The sequence below is a fragment of the Aminobacter sp. HY435 genome, from assembly GCF_027568395.1.
In the GTDB taxonomy this organism is placed as follows: Bacteria; Pseudomonadota; Alphaproteobacteria; order Rhizobiales; family Rhizobiaceae; genus Aminobacter.
Genome location: NZ_JANKZL010000012.1, coordinates 21,906 through 44,813, shown reverse-complemented (window position 1 = coordinate 44,813; position 22,908 = coordinate 21,906). Strand labels below are relative to the sequence as shown.

The following is a 22,908-nucleotide window of genomic DNA, read 5'->3' as shown; positions in this document are numbered from 1 at the left end:
GACTACGTGACCTAGCTGGCGCGGCCTTCGAACAGGTCGCGCTCGCGCGCCAGGCCGTCGCCAACGACGTCGAAGAAAGCGCGCACGCGCGCCGTGCCCTTCAGGTCCTGATGGGTGACTATCCAGAGTTCGCCGGCGAGTTCCTCGACCGGCTTGGCCAGCGCACGCACCAGCCCGGGAACGCCATCGCCGAGATAGCAGGGCAGGAGCGCGACACCGATGCCGGCACGCGCCGCCACCGACTGGTTGACCAGGCTGTTGGTGCGGTAGGCGAAATTTTCAGCCGCGACGTTCCGCTCCAGCCAATCGGCGGCCATGATGCCGCCGGCCGTCTCCTCCCAGCCGATCAGGGCGTGCGGGCCGAGTGCTGAGGTGTCGGCAATCGCACCTTCATGAGCGTCGAGATAAGCCGGCGCGGCAAAAAACGTCCAGGCGACGCCAGCGAGCTTGCGGCCCCAGAGATCGCCTTCCCTGGGCCGGATCGGCCTGAGCGCCACGTCGGCCTCGCGGCGCGACAGGCTGAGGACGCGATTTTCGATGGCCAGTTCGACGACGATGCCGGGATGCACGGCGCGGAACGCGGCAAGGTGCTTCGTCAGCCTGCTATAGGCGAGCGTTTCCGACGAGGTGACGCGCAGGCGCCCCGACAACCGGCCGTCTGCGCCGGCGATGTCGCGGGCCAGCGCCAGCGCCTCGTCCTCCATGCGCTCGGCGGCGGCCGCCATGCGTTCGCCAGCCGGCGTCATCTGGTAGATGCCGCCGGGCAGGCGTTCGAACACGCGCACCGCCAACCGCTGTTCGAGCGCGTTGAGCCGGCGGAACACCGTCGAATGGTCGATGCCGAGCAATTCGGCGGCTGCAGTGAGGCTGCCGGCGCGGGCCACCGCAAGCACCAACCTGAGATCGTTCCAGTCTTCCATTACCGCCTTCTAGCATGATCTGCGTTTGCAATCATGCAAACGCTATTGGCAAAGAACCAAAGAGCATTGCGACTGCGCAAACTCTACATTGTCCCTGGCAGCAACGACCGTCAGGTCAGAACCCAAGAGGACAGATCATGAAACTCTACTACGCAACCGGCACCTGCTCGCTCTCGCCCCACATAGTGGCGCTCGAAGCCGGCATTCCGCTAGACATCGAGCGCGTCGACATCTCCAGGAAGCCGCATGTCACCAGCACCGGTCGCGACTTCACCAAGGTGAACCCCAACGGCTACGTGCCGGCGCTCGAACTCGATGACGGTTCGCTTCTCACCGAGGGGGCCGCGATCGTCCAGTATCTCGCCGACCTCCGTCCCGCATCCAAGCTGGCCCCGGCTGCCGGCACGGGCGAACGCTACCAGTTGCAGTCCTGGCTCAATTTCGTCGCCACCGAACTGCACAAGATGTACAGCCCGTGGCTGTTCCATCCCGAATATGGCGCCCAGGCGCAGGAGGTGGCGCGCGGCAAGATCGCAGAGCGGCTGGCCCATGTCGAAAACCATCTGGCGGACAGCGGCTCATATTTGATGGGCGAGACCTTCACCACAGGCGACGCTTATCTCTTCACTATCGTCGGCTGGTCCGCCTTCGCCAAGGTCGACCTGTCGGCCTTCCCAAGGCTGCGTGCCTACATGGAACGCGTCGGTTCGCGGCCCAAGGTGCGCGAGGCGATGCAGGCCGAAGGCATGAAGCGGGCCGCCTGACCATGAGCCAGGGACTTGCCTGGATCCTGCTGGTGGTTGCCGGGGTCCTCGACATCGCCTGGGCGGTGTCGATGAAATATGCCGAAGGCTACACCCGCCTTGGCTGGTCGGTCGTCTCGGTGCTTTTGCTGGCGGCGTTCGTCTATCTGCTCGGCAAGGTGCTGGAGGCGCTGCCTGTTGGCACCGCCTATGCGGTGTGGACCGGGATCGGGGCCGCCGGCACGGTCATCATGGGCGTCGTGCTGTTTGGCGAGACGCTTGGACCGCTGCGGCTGGGCGGGGTCGTTGTCGTGCTGGCCGGCATCGCCATGCTCAAACTCGCCGACGCCTGACGCCCGAAAAGCCCCTCCCTTAGCGGGGAGGGGCAGTCGGGGGAGGGCCAGGAGATATCAGGCAGCTTCGCGCAATTCCGTGCTGTCAGCCTTCACGCGTTCGGACTTCGGGTCATAGGGCGCCTTGAGAGCGCGGGCGGCGGCGATGACGGAATGTGTGTTGCCACGCTTCGTCGTGCTGGGCGCAGAATTTTGCGGCAAGCTGTCGGAACGAGTCACGGCCGAGCGTCTTCACTGCGTAGAGCCAAAGCAGCGGCGAAGGAGAACGACATGCGAAAGATCGTTGTAGGAGCATTCATGAGCCTCGACGGCATCATGCAGGCGCCGGGCGGACCGGACGAGGATCCGATCGGCGGCTTCAAATATGGTGGCTGGGCCGCGCCCTATTTCGACGAGACGATGACCGGAGCCGTGGGCGAGATGTTCGCCAGGCCGTTCGACCTTTTGCTCGGGCGCAAGACCTGGGACATCTTCGCCGCGCACTGGCCCTTTGTCGACGCCGACGACCCCATCGGCCCGCTGTTCGACCGCATCAACAAGTATGTCGCGACGCGAAACCCCGACCTGAAGCTCGGTTGGCAAAACAGCCATTCGCTCGGCCCGGATGCGGTAGCTGCCGTGCGCAAGCTGAAGGCCGGGGACGGGCCGGACCTTCTCACCCAGGGCTCGACCGATTTCCTCAAGACCCTGCTCGCCAACGACCTCGTCGACGAGCTCAACATCTCGATCTTTCCGCTGGTGCTCGGCAAGGGCAAGCGCCTGTTCGGCGATGCCGCCCTGCCGTCGAAGCTGAAGCTGGTGTCGTCGCAGGTTTCCGGCACGGGCGTGACGGTCAACAAATACATCCGCGACGGCGACATCGTCACCGGCTCGTTCGAGTTCGAGACGCCAACTGCGGCGGAACTGGAACGGCGGCAGAAGCTGACCTGAGGAGGGTCGGGAGCTACGCCTTGCCGTCGCTTGCGACTATTCCCCGACGATAACCTTCGGCCCCTTGCGCTCCAGCGCCTCGACCATGGCTGCGGGGGGAGGTGCGTCGACGATGACGCCGGCGGCAAGCTCGAAGCGGGGCATGCGCGGCGGCGTCAGCCGGCCGAACTTGGAACTGCCGAGGACAAAATAGGCGCGGGCGCCCGCGGCCCCGAGCAAGCCGCGCGCGGCCCGACCGCATTAGCGATGCCCACTAGACATTAGTGTACATTTCTTTAGTCTCCGCCCGGTCTGGGAGGACGCCACCGAGTCTTGCGCGAGGACGGAAGCGGCATGGCCGCCGCTTTGGCTGGCGAAATCCGACTGGACGGAGTCGTGCTGATCGAGCGCGACGGATCGCTGGACAGGCGGGACTGACAAGGTGGGGCACAAGTGATGCAGATTACCGGCTTCGACCGCGCAACGCGGACTGTACCCCGCTTTGGCCAAGGCCCCGCCAAGTCTCGGGACGGCCAACAGCGCCCTGAACGACCAAACAAGGGGAACTCCGGGAAAATGTCGCAATGACCCGCCGCTACTCCGCGCTGTCCCTGATCAAGGAAGGCCTTGCCGGCCAGAAGGGCTGGCAGCCGGCCTGGCGCTCGCCGGAGCCGAAAAAGAACTATGACGCCGTCATCATCGGCGGCGGCGGCCATGGGCTGGCGACGGCATATTATCTCGCCAGGACCCACGGCATCAGCAACATCGCCGTGCTGGAAAAGGGCTGGATCGGCGGCGGCAACACCGGTCGCAACACGACTGTCGTGCGCTCCAACTACTACTATCCCGAGAGCGTGGCGATCTACGGCCTGGCGCATCGGCTCTACGAGGGCCTGTCGAAGGAGCTGAACTACAACGTGATGCTCTCGCAGCGTGGCATGGTGTTCCTGTGCCACAGCATTGGCGAGATGGAGATCGGCGCGCGCACCGTCAACGCGATGCAGATCAACGGCGTCGATGCGGAAATGTTTTCGGTCGACGATGTGCGCCGTGTTGCCCCGGCGCTTAATTTTGCACCCGATGCGCGCTACCCGGTCTTCGGAGGCGTGTGGCAGGGCAGGGCGGGCACGGCCCGCCACGATGCGGTGGCCTGGGGCTATGCGCGCGCCGCAAGCGCTCTCGGCGTCGACATTATCCAGAATTGCGAAGTCAGCGACTTCATCATCGAGGGCGGGCGCTGCCGTGGCGTCCAGACGTCACGCGGCACCATCCGCACCGACCGCATCGGCATGGCTGTGGCCGGGCATTCCTCCGTACTGGCAGCCAAGGCCGGCTTCAGACTGCCGATCAACTCCTATGCGCTGCAGGCCTGCGTGTCCGAACCGGTCAAGCCAATCCTCGATACGGTTGTGCTTTCGCCAGGCACAGGCGTCTATGTCAGCCAGTCCGACAAGGGTGAGATCGTCATCGGCGGCGCGCTCGACCGCACCCCGTCCTATGGCCAGCGCGGCAACCTGCCGACGCTCGAGAACGTGATCTCCGGCCTGCTCGAGATGTTCCCGGCGTTCGGCCAGCTCAAGCTGATGCGCCAATGGGCCGGCATCGTCGACGTCGTTCCGGATTCGTCGCCGATCATCGGCGAGTCGCCGCTGCCCGGCCTGTTCCTCAACTGCGGCTGGGGCACCGGTGGCTTCAAGGCCATTCCCGCCGGCGGCACGCTGCTCGCCAATCTGCTGGCGACCGGCAAGCACAACGACATCAGTCGTCCCTTCGATCTCGACCGCTTCGTCACCGGCAGGCTGCTCGACGAGGCGGCCGGTTCCGGCATCGCGCACTAGAGGAAATCATGCAGCTTTTTCACTGCCCGTTCTGCGGCCAGCGCGACGAAACCGAGTTCCATTTCGGCGGCGAGGCCGGCAACATCCGGCCCGACGGAGCCGATGTCACCTCCGAACGCTGGGCCAGCTACCTCTACTTGCGCGACAACCCCAAGGGCGCGGTCCGCGAGGTCTGGGTGCACATGACCTGCGGCGAGTTCTTCGTCATGGCACGCGACAGCGTCTCCCACCATGTCGCCTCGACGACCTCGCTCGACTGTGCGGAGCACGCCCAATGACCGCTATGCGACTTGCCTCCGGCGGCAGTGCCATCGACCGCGCGCGCCCGGTCACGTTCAGTTTCGACGGGCGCACGGTTTCGGGTTTTGCCGGCGACACCATCGCCTCGGCGCTGCTTGCCAACGACGTCGCCGTCGTTGCGCGCAGCTTCAAGTATCACCGTCCGCGCGGCATCTGGGGGGCGGGCGTCGAAGAGCCGAACGCCCTGGTCGATGTCAGCGGCAGCGTTGCTGTAACGCCAAACACCCGCGCCACCACCGAACCGGCCGTCGAAGGAATGGCCGCCAGAAGCGTCAACGCGCAGCCGAACGCAGCGTCCGACCGCAATGCCTTCATCGACCGCTTCGCACGCTTCATTCCCGCCGCCTTCTACTACAAGACCTTCATGTGGCCGGACTGGCACCTGTTCGAGCCGCGCATCCGCGCGGTTGCCGGGCTTGGCGCGGTCGACAGGGACTGGCAGTCGCCGGGTCCTGCCGATCAGCTCAACCGCCACTGCGATCTTCTCGTCGTCGGAGCGGGTCCTGCCGGTCTCGCCGCAGCCAGGCTGGCTGCTACCGCCGGGCAGTCGGTGATGCTTGTCGACGACCAGCCAGCACCCGGTGGGTCGTTGCGCCATCGCGCGAGCGAAATCGACGGCAAGCCGGCGTCGCTGTGGATCGACGAAACCGTCGCCGCAATCGCCCAGCACGGCGGCCTCGTGCTTTCCTCCACCACCGCCTTCGGCATCTACGACCACAATCTGGTCGGGCTGAACCAGCGTCATGGCGATGGCAGGCCGGACACGCTTTGGCGGGTGAGGCCGCGCCGCATCGTGCTCGCCGCAGGCGCGATCGAGCGTCCGCTGCCTTTCGCCAACAACGACCTGCCGGGCATCATGTCAGCCGACGCGGCGCTGAGCTATCTCCGGCGCCATGCCGTTCTCGTCGGCAAACGCGTTGTCGTCGCGACCAACAATGACAGCGCCTATGAGGTCGCCGGAGCGCTGGCCGGGGCCGGCGCGGACGTGACATTGATCGACATGCGCAAGGACGCGCTGCCGAGGCTTCCCGGCGGTGTCAGGCTGGTTGCCGGACGCCTCATCGCTTCGGCTCGCGGCAAGATGCGGGTCGAGGGCGTGACCCTCGACGACGGTACGTTGCTCGACGCCGATTGCGTCGCCGTATCGGGCGGCTGGACGCCGACCATCCATCTGTTCTGCCAGGCACGAGGCAAGCTCGCCTGGAGCGAACAGCGCGCCGCGTTCCTGCCGGGCGATCCGGTCGAGGGCATCGCCGTCGCCGGGGCCGCCGCCACGGGCATCGTCCCGCTCTCGGAGGCGTTCGAATCTGCGGCAAGCGCTGTGGCGGCCGACGCCAACGAGGCCACCCCGCGCAGCACCGGCGCGGAAGCGACCGGTGGCGTCATGGCTGCCTGGCCTATTCCCGGCGCCAAGGGGCGCGTCTGGATCGACTACCAGAACGACGTCACGGCCAAGGATGTCGAGCTTGCGGCGCGCGAGAACTTCATCTCGGTCGAGCACCTCAAGCGCTACACCACACTCGGCATGGCGACCGACCAGGGCAAGACCTCCAACCTGGCCGGGCTGGCGCTGATGGGCGCGGTAACCGGCCGCACGGTGCCCGAGGTCGGCACCACCACCTACCGGCCTCCCTTCACGCCGGTTCCGCTGGCAAGCTTTGTCGGTGTCCGCACCGGCGAGCTGATGTCACCGGTGCGCAGGCTGCCGATCGAAAACGCCCATCGCCAGCAGGGGGCCGTGTTCCAGGAATATGGCGGCTGGCTTCGGCCCGCCCACTACGGCGCGGATGCCGACCGGGCGATCCAGGACGAGGCGCGGCGTGCCCGCCAGTCGGTGGCCCTGTTCGACGGCTCGACGCTCGGCAAGATCGAGGTGATGGGCCCGAAGGCGGCGGAGTTCGTCGATTTCATCTACTACAACACCATGTCGACGCTGAAGCCCGGCCGCTGCCGCTATGGCTTCATGCTGTCGGAAAACGGCGTCGTCTTCGACGACGGCATCCTGGTGCGGCTGGGCGTGAACCGCTTCGTCGTTTCCTGCTCCAGTTCGCATGTCGCCTCGGTGCATGCCCGCCTCGAGGAGTGGCGCCAGGACCGTTTCGGCCGTGACGCGGTCTACATCCACAACGCCACCGCCGAAATGGCGACGCTGACGGTGTCCGGCCCCAATTCGAGGACGTTGCTCTCGGCGCTCGATCTCGGGCTGTCGCTCGACGATGCCGAACTGCCGCATATGGCGATCGGCGAGGGGCGCTTCGAACAGGATCCGGTGCGGGTCGCGCGGGTCAGCTTCACCGGCGACCGCAGCTACGAAGTCTCGATCCGAGCCGACCGGGCCGAGCGCCTCTGGGCGCGGATGCACGAAGCCGGCAAGGCGCTCGACGCCGTGACCATCGGGCTCGAGGCTCTGATGATCCTGCGCGCCGAAAAGGGCTACATCGTCATCGGCAAGGACACCGACGGCACCACCATGCCGCACGACCTCGGGGTCGAAGGGCCACGCAGCAAGCGCGCAGGCGAGTATGTCGGGCGGCGCTCGCTGTTCACCGACGTCGCCGTTTCGGGCAGCCGCCAGCAGCTGGTCGGCCTCGCGGTCGCGCCCGGCGAACAAGCGCTGGCCACCGGCGCCCATGGCATCACCCGCGAGGGCGGCAGGATCAAGAGCCAGGGGTTCGTGACGTCGAGCTACTTCAGCCCGACGCTCGACCGGCCGATCGCGCTTGGCCTCATCGAGCGCGGCGCATCGCGCCATGGCGAAACCATCGACATCCAGCACCTCGGCATGCTCAGGCGCGCCACGATCACCGCGCCATGCGCCTTCGATGCTTCAGGAGCGCGCCTCAATGCGTAACCTCGCCGAAAAATGGGCAGTCGTCCCCGATTGGAACACCGCGGTCATCGGCAGGCCGGATCTGGCGATCCGTTCGTTGCAGGGTCTGCACCAGTCTTACGTCAGCGGCGATCTCGCCGCATGGAGCGACGTCTCGGGCATCGCGCTTCAGCCCGTGGGCGCATTCGGCGTGGCTAGCGGCGACGCCTATGCCGTCCGCGTGGCGCGCGACCGGTTGCTGGTCGTTTCAGCGAGCCCGTCGGCCGTGGCGCCAGGCTGGCACGAGGGTGGTTTCGCCGTGACCACCGTCAGCGCGGGGCTGCAGATATTCGAGGTCGAGGGTGCCTGGAGCGAAATCGTAGCACGGGCAACGCCGCTCGATCCGGGCGCAACAAGTGCTTCTGCCGCAATGGCCTTTGCCGGCATCGACGCTGTCGTCTATCGGCACGGCGAGATGCTGCGCGTTCATGTCGATCGCGGCCTTGCGACCTATTTCTGGACCTGGGCGGCGGCGGTCATCGGCAACATCGTCGGCGCGGCCAGCAAGTCGCAAATGGAGACCCTGGAAAGCACCGGTTGATCTTGCCGAAAGAGCGATATCAAGCCCCGCCATTGGCGATCCAGTCGTCTCCTTGTTCCATAATGTTTGTTATGCGACAAATCCATGCGGCCGGGGTGCGTTCTACCTTGACCTGCGACTTTGCAGCGATGCCAATGGGTTATCGCACGCAAGGAACCGCAGATGAAACGCACCTACGCGCAGATAGATCTGGATGGGCGAGCGCGATCCGCATCGGATCAAGATTTCATCGAGGGATGTCGCGAGCGGCCCGGAACCGCTGCGGCGGTAATGCTCTCCACCGGCTAACGCGAGCTCGTCAACCAGGTCGTCACTGGGTTGAGTGCCCTTGGCGCTGATCGCCATTGATCTGTGGATGTCGCTGCACACCGACAGGAGGCAGCCGTCACAAAACCATCATCCAGATGTCATCGCGCTGAAATCTCGCTGCCGCAAACGGAGACCGCAATTCGTTCAGGCAAAGAGGATCACCCATGTCAGCCAAGATGCCCCGCAAACTGCTGTTTCTGACAACCGCCCTCACCGTCTCGGCAGGCCTTCCGGCCCATGCCGCGGACGTCTTCAACCGCATCGCCACCTTCCCGGTCGCCCAGAATCTGCCCGCCGACGCCGATCCGGCGACGCTGACCTCCTCGGAGATCATCACCGCCAGCGACGACGGCATGACGCTGGTCTATTCCGACAGCCCGCTCGGCGGCGTCGGCTTCATCGACATCAGCGACGCCAAGGCACCGAAGGCCGCCGGCTTCGTCAAGATCGACGGCGAGCCGACCTCTGTCATCGTCGCCGGCCAGAAGGTGCTTGCCGGCGTCAACACTTCGAAGAGCAAGCAGGAGCCGTCGGGCAACCTGACGGTCATCGATCTCGCCAGCAAGGCGATCAATGCCTCGTGCGACCTCGGCGGCCAGCCGGATTCGGTGGCGCTCAGCAAGGACGGAGCGTTCCTTGCAGTCGCCATCGAGAACGAGCGCGACGAAGAGCTCAACGAAGGCGCGCTGCCGCAGCTGCCGGCCGGCAACCTGAAGATAATCGCGCTCAAGGACGGCGCGCCCGACTGCGCCTCGATCAAGACCGTCGACCTGACCGGCATCGCAACCGTTTCGCCTGAGGATCCCGAGCCGGAGTTCGTTTCGTTCAACGACAACGGCGAGATCGCGGTCACCCTGCAGGAAAACAACCACATCGCCATCGTCGACGCCGCAACCGCCAGGATCGTCTCGCACTTCCCAGCAGGCGAAGTCACGCTCGAAAACGTCGACACCAAGAAGGACGGCGCGCTCAAGTTCTCAGGCAAGGTCGAGAACGCCCCGCGCGAACCCGACGCGGTGAAATGGCTCGACACCGACCGTCTCGTGGTTGCCAACGAGGGCGACTACAGGGGCGGCGCGCGCGGCTTCACCATCTTCTCCAGGACCGGCGACGTGCTCTACGAATCCGGCCCGTCCTTCGAATACCAGGCTGCCGCCGCCGGCCACTATCCCGACGCCCGCAACAAGAAGGGCATCGAGCCGGAAGGCCTGGAGTTCGCGACCTTCGGCGAGCGGAATCTGATCTTCGTTGCCGCCGAACGCGCCTCGCTGGTTGGCGTCTACCAGGACACCGGCAAGGAGCCCGAGTTCCTGCAGCTGCTGCCGTCGGGCATCGGTCCGGAGGGGCTTGTCGCCATCCCGCAGCGCAACCTCCTGGTCACGGCCAACGAAACCGACCTCGGCGAAGACGGCCTCGCGCGCTCGCACGTCATGGTCTACGAACTCGGCCAAGGCGAAGCCGCCTATCCGCAGATCAAGTCGACCTTCAGCGACGACGGCACGCCGCTTGGCTGGGGCGCGCTCTCGGGCCTCGTTGCCGATCCCAAGGAAGCCGGCAAGCTCTATGCCGTCTCCGACTCGGTCTACCGTTCGGCTCCGGCGATCTTCACCATCGACGCGACCAAGACCCCTGCCCTGATCACGGCGAAGACCATCGTCAGCCGCGACGGCCAGCCTGCCCAGAAGCTCGACCTTGAAGGCATCGTCACCGACGGCAAGGACGGCTTCTGGCTGGCCTCGGAAGGCCGCTCCGACAAGCTGACGCCGCATGCCGTCTACAACGTCAACGCCAAGGGCGAGATCAAGGAAGAAATCGCGTTCCCGGCCGAACTGCTCGCCGGCGAGACCCGGTTCGGCCTCGAGGGCATCACCACGCTTGGCGAAGGCGACGACCTGACGCTGGTCATGGCGATCCAGCGCGAATGGGCCGACGACCCCAAGGGCCAGGCCAAGCTCCTGGCCTACAAGCCCAAGAACAAGGAGTGGTCGGCGGTGCGCTACCCGCTCGACGCCACCGAAAAGGGCTGGGTCGGCCTGTCGGAGATCACCGCCCACGACGGCAAGCTGTTCATCGTCGAACGCGACAACCTGATCGGCCAGGAAGCCAAGAACAAGCGCGTCTATGCCGTTGCGCTCGACGGCTTCAAGCCGGCCAAGCTGGGCGGCGAACTGCCGGTGGTCGAAAAGACCCTGGTCCGCGATCTCGTGCCGGACCTCAAGGCAGCGACCAATGGCTATGTCGTCGACAAGGTCGAAGGCTTCGCCATCGACGCGGCAGGTAACGCCTTCGTCGTCACCGACAATGACGGCGTCGATGACTCCTCCGGCGAAACGCTGTTCCTGCGCCTCGGCAACATCGCCGCAATCAACTGAGCCGCAATCTCGACACGAAAAAGGGCCGCGGTGGCAACATCGCGGCCCGTCTCATTGCTGGTGCAGATACGCTCTCAGTGTGCTGTCGGCGGGTTGGGACGCGCCTTGGCAAAGGCCGCGATTGCTTCGCAGCGGCCGGCGATGTCAAGCACACGCGGCAGGCCTGAAACGTCGACATTCCAGCGCCGCGCATTGTAGACCTGCGGCACCAGGCAGAAGTCGGCCATGGTGGGGGCATCGCCGTGGCAGAATGTGCCGGTCGCGGGATGATCGAGCAGCTTTTCGAACGCTGCCAGGCCATCGCCGATGAACTTCCGCATCCAGGCGTCGCGCGCGGCCTCGCCGTCATCGACCAGCGTCATCAGCTCGGCGATCACCCCGGTGTTGCAGACGGCATGGATTTCCATGGCGATGGCATAAGACAGCTGGCGGACGCGCTGGCGGCCGACCGGATCGGCCGGCAGGAAGCCGGGATGCCTGGTCTCATCGAGATATTCGATGATCGCCAGGGACTGGGTGAAGACGTGGCCGTCGATGTCGAGCACCGGCACCAGCCCTTGCGGGTTGCGCGCCAGGTGTTCCTCCGACTTCTGGCTCTTGGCCAAAAGATCGATGGATACCGCGCGAAAATCCTCGCCCAGCATGTTGAGCGCGATGCGCACGCGATAACTCGCCGACGAGCGCCAGTAGTCGAACAGGACCGTGTCGCTCATCGCACTCACGCTTTCTCGTACTTGGTTACGGTCTGCTCGATGGCGCCGAAGATCGAGTGGCCCGATTTGTCGTGCATCTCGATGCGGACCTGGTCGCCGAACTTCAGGAACGGCGTCTTCGCCGCCCCCTGCTCGATGGTCTCGATGGTGCGGATTTCGGCGATGCAGGAATAGCCCGCCCCGCCCTCGCCGATCGGCTTGCCCGGCCCGCCGTCGAGCTTGTTCGACACCGTGCCCGAGCCGATGATCGTGCCTGCCACCAGCGGCCGTGTCTTCGCGGCATGGGCGACGAGCTGGCCGAAATCGAAGGTCATGTCTGTGCCGGCATTGGCCCGGCCGAACGGCTTGCCGTTGATGCTGGCCAAAAGCGGCAGATGCAACTTGCCGCCGTCCCAGGCATCGCCCAGCTCGTCGGGCGAGACGGCCACCGGCGAAAACGCCGTCGACGGCTTGGACTGGAAGAAGCCGAAACCCTTGGCCAGCTCGGCCGGGATAAGCCCGCGCAACGACACGTCATTGACCAGCATGACAAGGCGGATTGCCTCGCGTGCCTCTTCAACCGAGGCGCCCATCGCCACGTCGTCGACGATGACGGCGACCTCGCCTTCCAGATCGATGCCCCAGGCCTCGTCGGCCATGACGATGGCATCGCGCGGGCCGAGGAACGAATCCGAGCCGCCCTGATACATCAGCGGGTCGGTCCAGAAGCTTGCCGGCATCTCGGCGCCACGCGCCTTCCGCACCAGCTCGACATGGTTCACATAGGCCGAGCCGTCGGCCCACTGGTAGGCGCGCGGCAGGGGCGACGTGGCAGCGTGTTCGTGGAAGCGGATGGTCGGTTGGCTGCCGGTCTCGATGCCCTCGGCGACATTGGCGAGGCGCGGGCCGACATGGGCCCAGTCGTCGAGTGCCGCCTGCAAGGTACGGGCGATGTGGCCGACTTCCGAGCACAGCGTCAGGTCACGCGACACGACGACAAGGCGGCCGTCGCGGGTGGAGTCTTTCAGTGTTGCGAGCTTCATGTCTTCCCTGTCTTCACTTGATGCCAGGCGTTCCGTCGAACTTGCGTTCGAGACCATCCCAGCAATCGATGTAGTTGTCCTGCAGAGTTTCGAGTTCGGCGGCGAATTTCGTCAGCTGCTGGGGAAAGCGCGTCTCGAACATGAAGGCCATGGTATTGTCGAGCTTGACCGGCTTGAGCTCGCCGTTCGACGCCTTCTCGAAGCCCATCGCATCCGGCCCGTGCGGCAGCATCATGTTGTGCAGGCTCATGCCTCCCGGCACGAAGCCCTCTTCCTTGGCGTCGTACTGACCGTAGATCAGCCCCATGAACTCGCTCATGATGTTGCGGTGATACCAGGGCGGACGGAAGCTGTGCTCGGCCACCAGCCAGCGCGGCGGGAAGATGACGAAATCGACATTGGCCGTACCTGCCTCCTCGGTCGGTGCCGTCAGGACGGTGAAGATCGACGGATCGGGATGGTCGAACAGGATCGCGCCGACCGGCGAGAAAGTGCGGAGGTCATATTTGAACGGCGCGTAGTTGCCATGCCAGGCGACGACGTCGAGCGGCGAGTGGCCGATCTCGGTGACATGGAATTTGCCGCACCATTTGACCAGCACGCGACAAGGCGTCTCCTTGTCCTCATAGGCAGCCGTCGGTGTCTTGAAGTCGCGCGGATTGGCGAGGCAATTCGCACCGATCGGCCCGCGATCCGGCAGCGTGAACTTGGCGCCATAGTTCTCGCAGATGTAGCCGCGCCGCAGCTCGCCATCGCCTGATCGAGCGACCTTGAACATCATGCCGCGCGGGATCAGGCAGATCTCCGACGGCTCGACGTCGATAACGCCCATTTCGGTGAAGATGCGGATCGATCCGACCTCCGGCACGATCAAAAGCTCACCGTCGGCATTGAAGAAGTAATCGTCGACCATGTCGTCGTTGAAGGCATAGACGTGAGCGGCCATGCCGACCTGGGTCATCGTATCGCCGGCCGTCGTCATGGTGCGAATGCCCTGGACGAAGTTCACCTTACCCGTTGGTGAAGGCAGCGGCCCCCAGCGCAGTTGGCCCAGCGCCAGCGAATGGTCGTCGAGGCACGGCGCGGTCTTCCAGTGCGGATAGCTGGCGGCGGAAAAGCGCTTGGTGTGGCGCACGCTCGGACGGATGCGGTAGAGCCAGGAGCGCTCGTTGGTGCCGCGCGGCGCGGTGAAGGGCGAGCCCGACAGCTGCTCGGCGTAGAGGCCGTAGTTGCACTTCTGCGGGCTGTTCTGGCCCTGCGGCAAGGCGCCGGGCAACGCCTCGGTCTCGAAGTCGTTGCCGAAGCCGGGCATGTACTTCACACCAGAATTCGAAGTCACCTGCTTGTCGGTTTTGTCGAGCACGGCTTGCACCTCCCGTCAGCGCATGAGATCGTCGATTGGTTGCAAGTGTAACCGTCGATTTTGTAACTATCAAAGGCTGTACGATGTCCGAGGCATTCGATCTCGAGAGTTTCCTGCCCTACAGGCTGAACCGGGCGGCGGAACTCATCAGTGTCAGCTTCTCGAAGGAGTACAAGCAGCGTTTCCAGATGACGCGGCCGGAGTGGCGCGCGCTTGCGGCCCTCGGCAGCGCCGGCCGGATGACCGCGACCGAGATCGGCATTCACTCCAATATGCACAAGACCAAGGTCAGCCGCGCGGTGCGCGATCTCGAGCAGCGCCGCTGGCTGAGGCGCCAGGACAACGAGACCGACCGCCGCGTCGAACATCTCGAACTGACGGCGCAGGGCCAGAAGGCTTATCGCGAGATCGCAGACCTCGCCCACGCCTATCAGGCAGGCATTGAGAAGGCGCTCGGCCCTGGTGCCATCGAGCGCATCGAAGCCGGGCTGGCCGATGTCGAGCGGGCTCTGCTCACGAAGCGGCGATAGTCCCCCTCCCCCTTGTGGGGAGGGGTTAGGGGTGGGGGTATCGTATCCCGCAATCTCGCTTCCGCGCCGCACCCCCACCCTTTATCCCTCCCCACAAGGGGGAGGGAGGGCGTCTGCGTCGCGCTTTGCGCACCCTACCCGATCGGCAGTGGGCCGAACTGCTTCAGCGTATTCAGCACGATCGCCGTCTTCACATGCTGCACGGAATCGTGCGGCAACAGAACCTCGTTGACGAAGCGCGACAAATCCGACAGCCCGCGCACCGCGACCTTGATGTGATAGTCCATCTCGCCGGTCAGCGAATAGGCCTCCAGCACCTCGGGCAGATCATTGACCAGGCGCGCGAAACGCTGGGCGTTGTCGCGGTTATGGGTGGCGAGCGTCACCGAGATGACCACCAGCAGGTCGAGCCCGAGCTTTTCGCGGTCGAGCATGGCCTGGTAGCCGCAGACATAGCCGTCCGCCTCCAGCCGCGCCCGCCGGCGCGAACATTGCGAGGCCGACAGCGCGATCTTTTCCGACAGCTCGTTATTGGTCAGCCGGCCGTCGCGCTGCAACTCGCGCAGGATCTTCAGGTCAAATTGGTCGAGACCGTCAGGCATTGCATACTTCCCCACATTCATGCGCGCTTTGTGCATAGATCGTCGCATTTTGAGTCAGAATGCAAGCACATTGCATCGGATCGGGAGCACAATATGCACCACCTAGAAATCGAGGAGGATTTGCCATGGGCCCGTTTCCGCACGATGCGCCGCCGGCCAGGATAAGCGCCGACAACCCCGCCGGCACCGACGGCTTCGAATTTGTCGAATTCGCGCATCCGGAACCGGAAAAGCTCGAGGAGCTGTTCGCCCGCATGGGCTACGTTCCTGTCGCGCGTCACAAGACCAAGAACATCACCGTCTGGCGCCAGGGCGACATCAACTACATCGTCAATGCCGAGCCGGGCAGCCACGCCATGCGCTTTGTCGACGAGCACGGCCCATGCGCCGCCTCGATGGCCTGGCGCGTGGTTGACGCCAAGCACGCCTTCAACCACGCGGTATCGAAGGGTGCCGTGCCCTACACCGGCAATGACAAGGCGCTCGATGTGCCGGCCGTTGTCGGCATCGGCGGCTCGCTGCTCTATTTCGTCGACAAGTACGGCGCCAAGGGCTCGACCTACGCCGCCGAATTCGACTGGCTCGGCGAGACCGATCCCAAGCCTGCCGGCGTCGGCTTCTATTTCCTCGACCACCTGACCCACAACGTCTATCGCGGCAACATGGACAAATGGTGGGACTTCTACCGCGAGCTGTTCGGCTTCAGGCAGATCCACTTCTTCAACATCGACGGCCGCATCACCGGCCTCGTCAGCCGCGCCATCACCTCGCCCTGCGGCAAGATCCGCATCCCGCTGAACGAGTCCAAGGACGACACCAGCCAGATCGAGGAATATCTGCGCAAGTACAAGGGCGAAGGCATCCAGCACATCGCCGTCGGCACCGACGACATCTACGGCTCCACCGACCTGATCGCCGACAAGGGCCTGAAGTTCATGCCCGGCCCGCCTGACACCTATTATGAACTCTCGCACACTCGCGTGCATGGCCATGACGAGCCAGTCGAACGGATGAAGAAACACGGCATCCTGATCGACGGCGAAGGCGTGGTCGATGGCGGCATGACCAAGATCCTGTTGCAGATCTTCTCCAAGACGGTGATTGGACCGATCTTCTTCGAGTTCATCCAGCGCAAGGGCGACGAGGGCTTCGGCGAAGGCAATTTCCGCGCTCTGTTCGAATCCATCGAGGAAGACCAGATCCGCCGCGGCGCGATCTCCAAGGATGCTGCCGCCGCCTGATCGGCGACGGTACGGGCAAAGGCTTCCAGTCGGGCGGTTTCTGCGCAGGCGGGCCGTCCGATTTTTTTTGCAATACAATATCCAGGCGTTTGATCCAGGACAAAGTGCCCTGCCGCCTCGCCGTGTAACCATCGTTTCCGGAACGGGCATCGTGTCCGTCGGAGGCATCCAGGAGGCGGGAATGGGCATTTCGCAAACGCATGGTTTTTGGCATTCGGCAGTACTGACCGTCCGGGACTGGCGGCGGCGCCGCGCCGCTGTCAACGAGATCGCGGCACTCGCTCCCGCCGAAGGCGACAGGGTGCTTGGCGAATGCGGGCTTTCCCGCCCAGACTTCCAACGGGCGATGCGGCATGCCTTTGCATCGACGATCCTGTTGCCCGAAGCAATGAAGGCGAAGGGCGTCGACCCGATCGCCTTCGAGCGCCGGCAGCCGGAGTGGAACCGCGACATGCGCCGCACCTGCATGCTGTGCGCGCAACGCAGCCGCTGCAGCGCCCAGCTCGCGACGGCCGAATTCAACGACACCTATCAGGATTTCTGTCCGAACAGCGCCAGTCTCGATGCGTTGGCGGCCGATACGCCCCGGCCGTAACAGGTGTCAGGCGCCGCGGGCGGTGACGGCGCGGATGCGCGCACGGCGATAGGCGTCGGGGATCGACAGCGCCCAGACGAACAGCCCACCGGCGTGGCGGCCGATGAACGAGGTTTCCGGCGTGGTGGTGACGTAGGAGATCACCGAGAACAGCACCACGAAAAAGGCGAAGGCCAGGCCGCGTGTCGCGTCGCGAACGGCGACATGGCCTGCCCCCGGCAGCACGATCGCCAGAGCCAGCACGACATAGGGGTTGATCGGCTTTGCCATGGGAACCTCAGGCTGCTTCGTAAGCGGGAACTGCGATATCTTCCTCGGCCAGCAGCGCGCTCAGCGCCACGGCCTCCGCGACGGCCATGCGCACAAGCTCCCGCGGGATCGACTTCAGCGGAAAGCGCACCTGTCGCAACACCTTGTGGGCGCCGGGATCGCCTTGCGCGGCCTGGCGGATGATGCGCGTGCCGAGCGGCGTGATCACCGCCTCCTTGACCGCCCGGTCTTCGAACAGCCCGGCGAACATTGCCGAGGCACGCTCAACCTGCCAGGCGCTGGCGTCGCCGTCGCCGCGCATCAACAGCGATGCCTCGGTTTCCGGCGGCGACAGCCACTCCGGCATGTCATGAACGAGCGAATAGAATTCGGCTCCCGTCGGACGCGCCAGCGCGCCGATTGTCGGGCGGGCGCAACGGCAGGCTTCGCTGAGCGTCACCCGGAGCCAGAGCTGCGGCAGGCGGCGGGTCACCATCGTGTCGGCGATGAGCTCGACCTTTGCCCGCCGGCCATCGGCGATGCGACCGACAAGGACCGGAAAATGATCTGGGCCGAACGTGATCTGCGGGTCGGCGAACAGCGGGGCGGCATCATCGAGCAAACCATGGCGGCCCGCCAGCGCGCTGCGGTGGTCGCCCAGGGCGCGTACGCCCATCCAGCTGCATGACGCAGCGAGGAATGCCGAAAACGCAATGGTTGTGAACATCTTGACGCCCTGTCCGCAAAAAGGAGGCGGCGCGAGGAACCCGCGCCGCCCAAGGTAGTCTGGTCAGTAGCCCACCGGCTTCGGCCACGGCATGGTGAACTGGTCGCCGCGGCGCACGAACTGATAGCGCCGGAAGTGGAACCACAACGATGCGACGATATAGAAGCACATCATCGCGCTGAGCTGCGTGCCATAGCCGAGGAACACGGCGAAGTAGGCGGTCGAGCACAGGATCAGCAGGACGATCGTCGGCAGCGGGTGGAACGGATGCACATAGCCGCGCTTGATCGTGTCCAGCGGCCACTTGTTGCGGAACATCACCATGTTGAAGGTCATGAAGGTGTAGCCGAGCAGGCCCGACAGGATCGAGAAGGTGACGACCTGGTCGAGCGGGGCGCCGAGCGCGAAGATCAGCGCGATCGGAACCAGGAAGACGATGGCGCGGTACGGCGTGCGGTAGACCGGATGCACGGCGCCGAACCAGCTCGGCAGGTAGCGGTCTCGGCCCATCGAGAACCAGGCGCGCGAGGCGTCGTTGATGCAGCCGTTGGCCGAGGCGAGCGTTGCGAACGCGGTGCCGACGAACAACAGGATCATCAGCGGCGTGCTGCCGGTGACGCGAGCGGCGTCGAACAGCGGCGTTCCGGCCTGGCCGAGATATTCCCATGGGATCAGGCCGGAGCAGACGTACCAGGTCATGGTCGCGGCGATCAGCAGCGTCATGATGCCGGCCATGGTGCCGTAAGGCAGCGAGCGCGCCGGCGAGCGCACTTCCTCGGCCGCCTGGCAGGTGCCCTCGATGCCGAGATAATACCACAGCCCGAAATGCAGCGACGCCACGATGCCGACCCAGCCATAGGGCAGCGGATCGGTGGTGATGGCCGAGAAGTCGAGCGGCACGTTGGAAGCGCCGAACTGCACCGAGATGAAGAGCGTGATGATGGCCACGAAAGCGATCGCGGTGATGACCAGGTTGAAGGTCAGCGTCGCCAGCACGCCGCGATAGTTGAGCCACGCCAGGAACATGATGGCGAGGATGATGAAGGGTTGCTGGTTGAGGCCGGAGTGGCCCTGCATGCCGGCCACCGTGTCGAGCAGGAAGCCAACGGTGATCGCGTTGGCCGCTTCCAGCATGGTGTAGGCCATGACCAGGAACAGGCCGACATTGAAGGCCATCAGCGGGCCGACGATGTGCTTGGCCTGGGCGTACTGGCCGCCGGCGGCGGCGACCGTCGAGGTCACCTCGGAGTCGATCATGGCGACGCAGGTGTAGAGCAGGCCGGCGACCCAGCAGGCGACGAGGCCGGCAATCATGCCGCCTTTGCCGACCGAGAAGTTCCAGCCCATATATTCGCCGACGAGCACGATGCCGACGCCAAGCGCCCACACATGGGCCGGGCCGAGCACGCGCAGCAGCTGGAGCCGTTCCGGCTCGGCTGCGGTTGAAGTCACATTTGCCATCGTCGTCCCCTCAGATCTCGTGGCGTTCCGCCGTCGCCTCGATCTCGCCTTCGCGAGAGGAGATCAGCAGCTCGTTGTCGTAGGTCGTATCGATGCGAATGAGATCGATGAGCATCAGGACGCCAAACATGGCCGACAGAGCCCAGGCTGCGTATTCCAGGATGTTCCAGGTATCCATTTCGACCTCCCCTTAGCGCTTCTTGTTGCCGAAGCGTTCTGCGATGACTTCGCGGTACTCCCTGTCGGACAGGCGCACGACCAGAACGAAGTAGCCGATGACCAGCACGGCCATGACGATCAGCGCCGCCCAGCTGAAACTGTAGTCGAAGCGGGCGGTGATGATGTCGTTGGCGGCCGCCGGATCGGTGATGCCGAGCGCCGCCCACTGCTGCTGTTCGGTGGCGTTCTGGCCGAGCGCTTCCCAGGTCGGATTGGCGATCGGGTTCGGCACCTTGGCTGCACCCGCAAGGCCAAGATAGAGCGGCACGTAGAGCGCGCCGACGGTCAGCACCAGCAAAGTCAAGACGTCGAAAATCTGGCCTGCGAGGCCCTGTTTCGGAGGTTTGTAAGCCATTGTTGCTTTCCTCAGCCCCTGCGCCGGTGCATCTCGTCGAGATGCTTGAGGTCGAGGCCATAGATAAAGTGTTTGTCCTCGGTGTAGTGACGCAGCATGGCGACGATCGCCGCCGTGTTGAACGTCAAGACAAGCCCGCAGGCGACCGAAAGAATGATGCGGATGGCCGGGATCGAGATATAGGACCAGACGCTGAACAGCGCGAACAGCAGGGTGCACCACAGCACCACTATGAACACGATCAGGCCGGCACGATCGCGGGCATGCATCTTGTGAATGCGTGCGTCGAGGCTCGCATCGTCGCTTGGATGAACTAACGCTGCTTCCATTTTCCTCCTCCTCCTGGCCGTTTTCGGCTTCATTGTGCGGGAAATTAATTTCCCCTGAGGAATGTCAGGCAAAGTCAATTTTCTGTCAAGCGACCGATGCGCGCTCGTGTCGCACTACGACTTTGGGCGAATCCGGAATGTGTTGATTCCGTTGGCTTTTGAGACGCCGACAAGGCGTCGGAAATTTTACACAGGCAGTCGCAGATCGACGCGGGAACGGTGATTCCGGCCCGATTTGGCTGTCTGGGATGTCGAGTCGCGTTGGCGAGCCTTGCGGGCTAGCGCTGAACCGCCTGGGGGCCGCGCTTTTTCTCGCTGGCGTAGAGAGCCACCGCCATGGCGCGGTTGCGCACGCCCAGCTTGTCGTAAAGATTCTTGAGGTGGTACTTGACCGTGTTCTCCGAAATGCCGGTGCGCGTGGCGATCTGCAGGTTGGTCCAGCCATCGGCCAGCACGCCCAGCAGTTCGAGTTCGCGCGTGGTCAGACGCGACAGTGGCGTCTCGTTGATCCTGGCGACGTCGATATAGGGAATGCAGATACGGCCGTTGGCGACCGCAAGCAGCGTGTCGAACAAAATGCACGGATCGTCGAACTGATAGCAGAAGCCTTGCACGCCCAACCGCACGCATTGCTTCAGAATGCCGATATCGTGGTCGTTGGAGAAGATGACCATCCGTGCGACGAGTTGGCGGCGGTGCAATTCGGCCAGCACCTCGCTGGCATCCATGTCGGACAGCTTCCAGGCGACTATGGCGACGTCGAATGCGGGCTGGTTCGCCGCGACGGCCTTGACGAAGGCCTCGCCGCTTTGCACGCCCTCGACGAAGGCGAAACGCTCATCGCGGCTGATCATGTCGCGCAAAGCCGATATCACCAGCGGGTTGCGCTCGGCTATCAGGACATTCAGCTTTTTTTGTTGCGCCATCTGCCCGCCATCGAGATCGGCATCATGCCTTGGCGCATTCCAACCGAATTCGCCAAGGCATGCCTGTTCTTCCGCGACAAAAATCAGTCGTAGATTCGGAATCGGCCGACCAAATCGTGCGTTTCTTCGCGAACGGCCGCCTCGATCTTGGCGTTGCCCTCCTCGCCGTTGGCGGCAAGGCCATCGATGACGGCCATGGTCATGCGCCCGACCTGACGGAACTCCTCGGCGAGGAAGCCGCGCGTGGTACAGGCCGGCGTGCCGAGCCTGACACCCGATGTCACCATCGGACCCTCGGGATCGAACGGAATGCCGTTCTTGTTGCAGGTGATGTGGGCGCGCCCAAGAGCCGCCTCCACCGCCTTGCCGGTCAGCTTCTTGCGGCGAAGGTCGACCAGCATGAGATGCGTGTCGGTGCCGCCGGAAACGATGTCGACACCGCCTTCCTGCAGCGTCCCTGCCAGCGCCTTGGCGTTGGAAACGACGTTTGCGGCATAGACCTTGAAGTCGGGTGTCAGCGCCTCGCCGAAAGCCACCGCCTTGGCGGCGATGACATGCATCAGCGGGCCGCCCTGGAGGCCCGGGAAAACAGCCGAATTGATCTTCTTGCCGATCTCCTCGTCATTGGACAGGACCATGCCGCCGCGCGGACCGCGCAGGGTCTTGTGGGTGGTCGTCGTCACGACATGGGCGTGCTCGAGCGGGTTGGGGTGCACGCCACCGGCAACCAGGCCAGCAAAGTGCGCCATGTCGACGAACAGCTTGGCGCCGACTTCGTCGGCGATCTCGCGGAACGCCTTGAAGTCGATGATGCGCGGATAGGCCGAGCCGCCAGCCAGGATCACCTTGGGCTGATGCTTCCGGGCGAGGTCGCGCACCTCGTCCATGTCGATGCGGTGCGTGTCGGGCTTGACGCCGTAGGAGACGACGTTGAACCACTTGCCGGACTGGTTGACCGGTGCGCCATGCGTCAGGTGTCCGCCCGCTGCCAGGTTGAGGCCGAGGAAAGTGTCGCCCGGCTTCATCAGCGCCATGAACACCGACTGGTTGGCCTGGCTGCCCGAATTGGGCTGGACGTTGGCGAAGCTGCAGCCGAACATCGTCCTGGCGCGCTCACGCGCCAGATCCTCGATCTCGTCGACATAGGCGCAACCGCCGTAGTAGCGGCGGCCGGGATAGCCCTCGGCATATTTGTTGGTCAGCACCGAGCCCTGTGCTTCAAGCACCGCCTTGGAGACGAAGTTTTCCGATGCGATCAGCTCGATCTCGTCACGCTGGCGCTGCAACTCGCGTCCGATCGAAGCGCTGACCGCTGGATCCGCCTGGGCGAGCTCGGTGCGGAAGAAGTGCCGGGCGCTGCCGATACCGGGTCTGGTGGGAATGTTCATGAGGTTCCTCCCTTGTGGCGCATCGCAGCGCCGG

At 64.5% G+C, this 22,908-nt stretch carries 25 protein-coding genes and 1 pseudogene; 12 read left to right on the top strand and 14 right to left on the bottom strand.

The genetic code is table 11. The annotated features are described in order from the left end of the window. Positions 1 to 11: 11 nt before the first annotated feature. Positions 12 to 920, bottom strand: a complete 909-nt coding sequence (locus PCJ21_RS18090; RefSeq protein WP_269932823.1) for a LysR family transcriptional regulator — start codon at positions 918 to 920, stop codon at positions 12 to 14. A gap of 137 nt (positions 921 to 1,057) precedes the next feature. Here PCJ21_RS18090 and gstA point away from each other — a divergent pair, with 137 nt between their 5' ends. From gstA to PCJ21_RS18075, 3 genes are all read left to right on the top strand, one after another. After that, positions 1,058 to 1,684, top strand: a complete 627-nt coding sequence (gene gstA, locus PCJ21_RS18085) for a glutathione transferase GstA (protein ID WP_269932822.1) — start codon at positions 1,058 to 1,060, stop codon at positions 1,682 to 1,684. Between the two features lie 2 nt (positions 1,685 to 1,686). Continuing rightward, complete coding sequence (locus PCJ21_RS18080) at positions 1,687 to 2,016, top strand: DMT family transporter (RefSeq protein ID WP_269932821.1); 330 nt, start codon at positions 1,687 to 1,689, stop codon at positions 2,014 to 2,016. Positions 2,017 to 2,286: 270 nt separating this feature from the next. Then, positions 2,287 to 2,946 (top strand): dihydrofolate reductase family protein, encoded by a 660-nt coding sequence (locus tag PCJ21_RS18075; RefSeq protein ID WP_269932820.1) that lies wholly within the window; start codon positions 2,287 to 2,289, stop codon positions 2,944 to 2,946. A gap of 36 nt (positions 2,947 to 2,982) precedes the next feature. On the opposite strand, the pseudogene PCJ21_RS18070 reads toward PCJ21_RS18075, so the two are convergent. Next, positions 2,983 to 3,147: pseudogene (locus PCJ21_RS18070) on the bottom strand (GntR family transcriptional regulator); the annotation flags it as partial. A 362-nt stretch (positions 3,148 to 3,509) separates the two neighbouring features. On the opposite strand from PCJ21_RS18070, the gene PCJ21_RS18065 reads away from it, so the two are divergent. The 6 genes from PCJ21_RS18065 (at position 3,510) to PCJ21_RS18040 (ending at position 11,154) form a co-directional block, all read left to right on the top strand. Continuing rightward, positions 3,510 to 4,763: a sarcosine oxidase subunit beta family protein gene (locus tag PCJ21_RS18065; protein WP_269932819.1), complete on the top strand. Its 1,254-nt coding sequence runs from the start codon at positions 3,510 to 3,512 to the stop codon at positions 4,761 to 4,763. An 8-nt stretch (positions 4,764 to 4,771) separates the two neighbouring features. Further along, positions 4,772 to 5,041 (top strand): sarcosine oxidase subunit delta, encoded by a 270-nt coding sequence (locus PCJ21_RS18060; RefSeq protein WP_269932818.1) that lies wholly within the window; start codon positions 4,772 to 4,774, stop codon positions 5,039 to 5,041. Further along, positions 5,038 to 7,914 (top strand): sarcosine oxidase subunit alpha family protein, encoded by a 2,877-nt coding sequence (locus PCJ21_RS18055; RefSeq protein ID WP_269932817.1) that lies wholly within the window; start codon positions 5,038 to 5,040, stop codon positions 7,912 to 7,914. The genes PCJ21_RS18060 and PCJ21_RS18055 overlap by 4 nt, the downstream gene beginning before the upstream one ends. Next, positions 7,907 to 8,473, top strand: coding sequence for a hypothetical protein (locus PCJ21_RS18050; RefSeq protein ID WP_269932816.1), 567 nt, complete (start codon positions 7,907 to 7,909; stop codon positions 8,471 to 8,473). Before PCJ21_RS18055 ends, PCJ21_RS18050 begins: the two co-directional genes overlap by 8 nt. Positions 8,474 to 8,635: 162 nt before the next feature. Beyond that, on the top strand, positions 8,636 to 8,761 hold the full coding sequence (locus PCJ21_RS18045) for a hypothetical protein (RefSeq protein WP_269932815.1): 126 nt from the start codon (positions 8,636 to 8,638) through the stop codon (positions 8,759 to 8,761). Positions 8,762 to 8,958: 197 nt separating this feature from the next. After that, entirely contained in the window at positions 8,959 to 11,154 is a 2,196-nt protein-coding gene (locus PCJ21_RS18040; protein ID WP_269932969.1) for an esterase-like activity of phytase family protein, read from the top strand. A 74-nt stretch (positions 11,155 to 11,228) separates the two neighbouring features. Here the strand turns inward: PCJ21_RS18040 and maiA are convergent, their stop codons facing one another. The 3 genes from maiA to hmgA are packed head-to-tail and all read right to left on the bottom strand — an operon-like array spanning position 11,229 to position 14,201. After that, complete coding sequence (gene maiA / locus PCJ21_RS18035; protein ID WP_269932814.1) at positions 11,229 to 11,867, bottom strand: maleylacetoacetate isomerase; 639 nt, start codon at positions 11,865 to 11,867, stop codon at positions 11,229 to 11,231. Positions 11,868 to 11,872: 5 nt separating this feature from the next. Continuing rightward, a complete protein-coding gene (locus PCJ21_RS18030; protein ID WP_269932813.1) occupies positions 11,873 to 12,889 on the bottom strand; it encodes a fumarylacetoacetate hydrolase family protein in 1,017 nt (338 codons plus the stop codon). Between the two features lie 13 nt (positions 12,890 to 12,902). Further along, entirely contained in the window at positions 12,903 to 14,201 is a 1,299-nt protein-coding gene (gene hmgA / locus PCJ21_RS18025; protein ID WP_269932968.1) for a homogentisate 1,2-dioxygenase, read from the bottom strand. A gap of 134 nt (positions 14,202 to 14,335) precedes the next feature. On the opposite strand from hmgA, the gene PCJ21_RS18020 reads away from it, so the two are divergent. After that, the gene (locus tag PCJ21_RS18020) at positions 14,336 to 14,782 is read left to right on the top strand and encodes a MarR family winged helix-turn-helix transcriptional regulator (RefSeq protein WP_269932812.1); all 447 of its coding nucleotides are present in this window, start codon (positions 14,336 to 14,338) and stop codon (positions 14,780 to 14,782) included. 134 nt (positions 14,783 to 14,916) lie between these two features. Here PCJ21_RS18020 and PCJ21_RS18015 read toward each other — a convergent pair whose 3' ends face one another. Further along, positions 14,917 to 15,384: an Lrp/AsnC family transcriptional regulator gene (locus PCJ21_RS18015; RefSeq protein ID WP_269932811.1), complete on the bottom strand. Its 468-nt coding sequence runs from the start codon at positions 15,382 to 15,384 to the stop codon at positions 14,917 to 14,919. A gap of 125 nt (positions 15,385 to 15,509) precedes the next feature. Between PCJ21_RS18015 and hppD the strand changes: the two genes are divergently transcribed. After that, the gene (hppD, locus tag PCJ21_RS18010; protein WP_269932810.1) at positions 15,510 to 16,625 is read left to right on the top strand and encodes a 4-hydroxyphenylpyruvate dioxygenase; all 1,116 of its coding nucleotides are present in this window, start codon (positions 15,510 to 15,512) and stop codon (positions 16,623 to 16,625) included. Further along, entirely contained in the window at positions 16,609 to 17,220 is a 612-nt protein-coding gene (locus PCJ21_RS18005) for a hypothetical protein (RefSeq protein WP_269932809.1), read from the top strand. Before hppD ends, PCJ21_RS18005 begins: the two co-directional genes overlap by 17 nt. A gap of 6 nt (positions 17,221 to 17,226) precedes the next feature. Here PCJ21_RS18005 and PCJ21_RS18000 read toward each other — a convergent pair whose 3' ends face one another. The 8 genes from PCJ21_RS18000 to glyA all read right to left on the bottom strand — a co-directional run bounded on the left by PCJ21_RS18000 (position 17,227) and on the right by glyA (position 22,874). Next, positions 17,227 to 17,490: a hypothetical protein gene (locus PCJ21_RS18000; RefSeq protein WP_269932808.1), complete on the bottom strand. Its 264-nt coding sequence runs from the start codon at positions 17,488 to 17,490 to the stop codon at positions 17,227 to 17,229. A 7-nt stretch (positions 17,491 to 17,497) separates the two neighbouring features. Next, entirely contained in the window at positions 17,498 to 18,196 is a 699-nt protein-coding gene (locus PCJ21_RS17995; protein WP_269932807.1) for a hypothetical protein, read from the bottom strand. 63 nt (positions 18,197 to 18,259) lie between these two features. Beyond that, positions 18,260 to 19,657 carry an APC family permease gene (locus PCJ21_RS17990; protein WP_269932806.1) on the bottom strand — a complete coding sequence of 466 codons (1,398 nt, stop codon included), beginning with the start codon at positions 19,655 to 19,657 and terminating at the stop codon, positions 18,260 to 18,262. A gap of 10 nt (positions 19,658 to 19,667) precedes the next feature. Next, positions 19,668 to 19,835, bottom strand: coding sequence for a hypothetical protein (locus PCJ21_RS17985; RefSeq protein ID WP_269932805.1), 168 nt, complete (start codon positions 19,833 to 19,835; stop codon positions 19,668 to 19,670). A 12-nt stretch (positions 19,836 to 19,847) separates the two neighbouring features. Continuing rightward, complete coding sequence (locus tag PCJ21_RS17980) at positions 19,848 to 20,231, bottom strand: hypothetical protein (protein ID WP_269932804.1); 384 nt, start codon at positions 20,229 to 20,231, stop codon at positions 19,848 to 19,850. Between the two features lie 11 nt (positions 20,232 to 20,242). After that, positions 20,243 to 20,560 carry a hypothetical protein gene (locus tag PCJ21_RS17975; protein WP_269932803.1) on the bottom strand — a complete coding sequence of 106 codons (318 nt, stop codon included), beginning with the start codon at positions 20,558 to 20,560 and terminating at the stop codon, positions 20,243 to 20,245. A 278-nt stretch (positions 20,561 to 20,838) separates the two neighbouring features. Continuing rightward, positions 20,839 to 21,486 carry a response regulator transcription factor gene (locus PCJ21_RS17970; protein WP_269932802.1) on the bottom strand — a complete coding sequence of 216 codons (648 nt, stop codon included), beginning with the start codon at positions 21,484 to 21,486 and terminating at the stop codon, positions 20,839 to 20,841. Between the two features lie 83 nt (positions 21,487 to 21,569). Beyond that, positions 21,570 to 22,874: a serine hydroxymethyltransferase gene (gene glyA / locus PCJ21_RS17965; protein ID WP_269932801.1), complete on the bottom strand. Its 1,305-nt coding sequence runs from the start codon at positions 22,872 to 22,874 to the stop codon at positions 21,570 to 21,572. Between the last annotated feature and the right edge of the window lie 34 nt (positions 22,875 to 22,908).